Source organism: Xylanivirga thermophila (assembly GCF_004138105.1).
Lineage (GTDB): Bacteria > Bacillota > Clostridia > Caldicoprobacterales > Xylanivirgaceae > Xylanivirga > Xylanivirga thermophila.
Map to the genome: position 1 here is coordinate 1 of NZ_RXHQ01000064.1, position 3,151 is coordinate 3,151.

Annotated in this window: 2 rRNA genes; both read left to right on the plus strand. The window is 51.6% G+C overall.

The window, feature by feature from the left end:
• The first annotated feature begins 123 nt into the window (after positions 1–123).
• Positions 124–3,027, plus strand: a 23S ribosomal RNA gene (locus EJN67_RS13835).
• Between the two features lie 66 nt (positions 3,028–3,093).
• A 5S ribosomal RNA gene (rrf, locus tag EJN67_RS13840) occupies positions 3,094–3,151 on the plus strand; the annotation flags it as partial.

The following is a 3,151-nucleotide window of genomic DNA, read 5'->3' on the forward strand; positions in this document are numbered from 1 at the left end:
CTGTTTGGTTTTGAGGGTCTAATACCCTCGTTTTTGCACCTTGAAAACTACACAATGCCAAAGCAACACAAACAATATTGTAGGGTAGAAATACACTACAGTTTCGCAAGGTTAGAAAAGATAGATCAAGCTATGAAGAGCGTAGGGTGGATGCCTTGGCACCAGGAGCCGAAGAAGGACGTGGCAAGCTGCGAAAAGCTGTGGGGAGCCGCAAGCAGGCATTGAACCACAGATGTCCGAATGGGGGAACCCACCTAGGAAAACCCTAGGTATCCCATACTGAATCCATAGGTATGGGAAGGAAAACCCGGGGAACTGAAACATCTAAGTACCCGGAGGAAGAGAAAGAAAACTCGATTTTCCAAGTAGCGGCGAGCGAACGGGAAATAGCCCAAACCCGTATCTTCGGATACGGGGGTTGTGGACCGGCAATATCCAACTGAATCCTAGTCGAACTGGCTGGAAGGTCAGACCAAAGAAGGTGACAGTCCTGTAGACGAAAGGTGTAAGAAGGAAGCCGAGATCCAGAGTACCACGGGACACGAGAAATCCTGTGGGAAGCAGGGAGGACCACCTCCCAAGGCTAAATACTACCTGGTGACCGATAGAGGAGAAGTACCGTGAGGGAAAGGTGAAAAGCACCCCGGGAGGGGAGTGAAAGAGAACCTGAAACCCTATGTTTACAAACAGTGGTAGCACGTGATGTGCGACCGCGTACTTTTTGTAGAACGGACCGGCGAGTTACGTTATGATGCAAGGTTAAGGACTGAAGGTCCGGAGCCGTAGGGAAACCGAGTCTTAATAGGGCGAATAAGTATCATAATGTAGACCCGAAACCAGGTGATCTATCCATGGCCAGGATGAAAGGAGAGTAAAATCTCGTGGAGGTCCGAACCCACCAGTGTTGAAAAACTGGGGGATGAGCTGTGGATAGGGGTGAAATGCCAATCGAACTTGGAGATAGCTGGTTCTCCCCGAAATAGCTTTAGGGCTAGCCTCAAAGAAGAGTAGCGGAGGTAGAGCACTGAATGGGCTAGGGGGCCAAAAGCTTACCGAACCCTATCAAACTCCGAATGCCGCATACTTGATCTTTGGGAGTCAGACTACGTGAGATAAGTCTCGTGGTCAAAAGGGAAACAGCCCAGACCATCAGCTAAGGTCCCAAAGTACAGGTTAAGTGGGAAAGGATGTGTTATTGCACAGACAACCAGGATGTTGGCTTAGAAGCAGCCACACATTTAAAGAGTGCGTAATAGCTCACTGGTCGAGTGGTAATGCGCCGAAAATGTCCGGGGCTAAAACCTGTCACCGAAGCTATGGATTGTCGCAAGACAGTGGTAGGGGAGCATAGTATACTGGCAGAAGCTGTACCGAAAGGCGCGGTGGACGGTATACTAGAGAGAATGCCGGTATGAGTAGCGAGAGGGTGGTGAGAATCCACCCCGTCGAGAGCCTAAGGATTCCTGAGGAAGGCTCGTCCACTCAGGGTAAGTCGGGGCCTAAGCCGAGGACGGAAGTCGTAGGCGATGGGAAATCGGTTGAGATTCCGATACCACCGACACTTGCATGAGAGAGGCAGTGACACAGGAGGATAAGTGAAGCGGGTTGATGGTAGAGCCCGTCCAAGCAGTGAGGAGGGTATGTGAGTAAAGAACCACATACCAAGAACTCTAGGCTGTGAAGGGGACCGAAAAACAAGTAGGGAAGTCACTGAATTCACACTGGCGAGAAAAGCTGCTATCGAGAGTGAAGGTGCCCGTACCGCAAACCGACACAGGTAGGCGCGGAGAGAATCCGAAGACGAACGGGAGAACCCTTGTTAAGGAATTCGGCAAAAGAACCTCGTAACTTAGGGAGAAGGGGTGCCTGGGCGACCAGGCCGCAGAGAATAGGCCCAAACGACTGTTTAGCAAAAACACAGGTCTCTGCTAAATCGAGAGATGAAGTATAGGGGCTGACGCCTGCCCAGTGCTGGAAGGTTAAGGGGAAATGTTAGCGTAAGCAAAGCATAGAACCGAAGCCCCAGTGAACGGCGGCCGTAACTATAACGGTCCTAAGGTAGCGAAATTCCTTGTCGGGTAAGTTCCGACCCGCACGAAAGGCGTAACGATTTGGGCACTGTCTCAACAAGGGACCCGGCGAAATTGTAGTACCAGTGAAGATGCTGGTTACCCGCGATAGGACGGAAAGACCCCGTAGAGCTTTACTGTAGCCTGACATTGGATTTTGGTGCTTAATGTACAGAATAGGTGGGAGGCATGGAATCATGGGCGCCAGCCTGTGAGGAGCCAAAGGTGGGATACCACCCTTTAAGTACCGAAGTTCTAACCATAGTCCGTAAGCCGGATGTGGGACATTGTCAGGTGGGCAGTTTGACTGGGGCGGTCGCCTCCTAAAAGGTAACGGAGGCGCCCAAAGGTTCCCTCAGAATGGTTGGAAATCATTCAAAGAGTGTAAAGGCAGAAGGGAGCTTGACTGCGAGATAGACATATCGAGCAGGGACGAAAGTCGGGCTTAGTGATCCGGCGGTAGAGAGTGGAATTGCCGTCGCTCAACGGATAAAAGCTACCTCGGGGATAACAGGCTTATCTCCCCCAAGAGTCCACATCGACGGGGAGGTTTGGCACCTCGATGTCGGCTCGTCGCATCCTGGGGCTGAAGTCGGTCCCAAGGGTTGGGCTGTTCGCCCATTAAAGCGGCACGCGAGCTGGGTTCAGAACGTCGTGAGACAGTTCGGTCCCTATCCATCGCGGGCGCAGGAAATTTGAGAGGAGCCGTCCTTAGTACGAGAGGACCGGGACGGACGTACCGAGGGTGTACCAGTTGTACCGCCAGGTGCATGGCTGGGTAGCCAAGTACGGAAGGGATAAACGCTGAAGGCATCTAAGCGTGAAGCCCCCCTCAAGATGAGATTTCCCATACCGCAAGGTAGTAAGACCCCTTGGAGAACACAAGGCGATAGGTCGGGTGTGTAAGTGCAGCAATGTACTAAGCTGACCGATACTAATAGGTCGAGGGCTTGATCAAGGAAAAAGGAAAAGGCATTGTGTAGTTTTGAGGGTGTAAGAACCTGAGTAAAAAAGTTAATAAATTTTCGGTGGCGATGGCGAAGGGGAAACACCTGTACCCATTCCGAACACAGCAGTTAAGC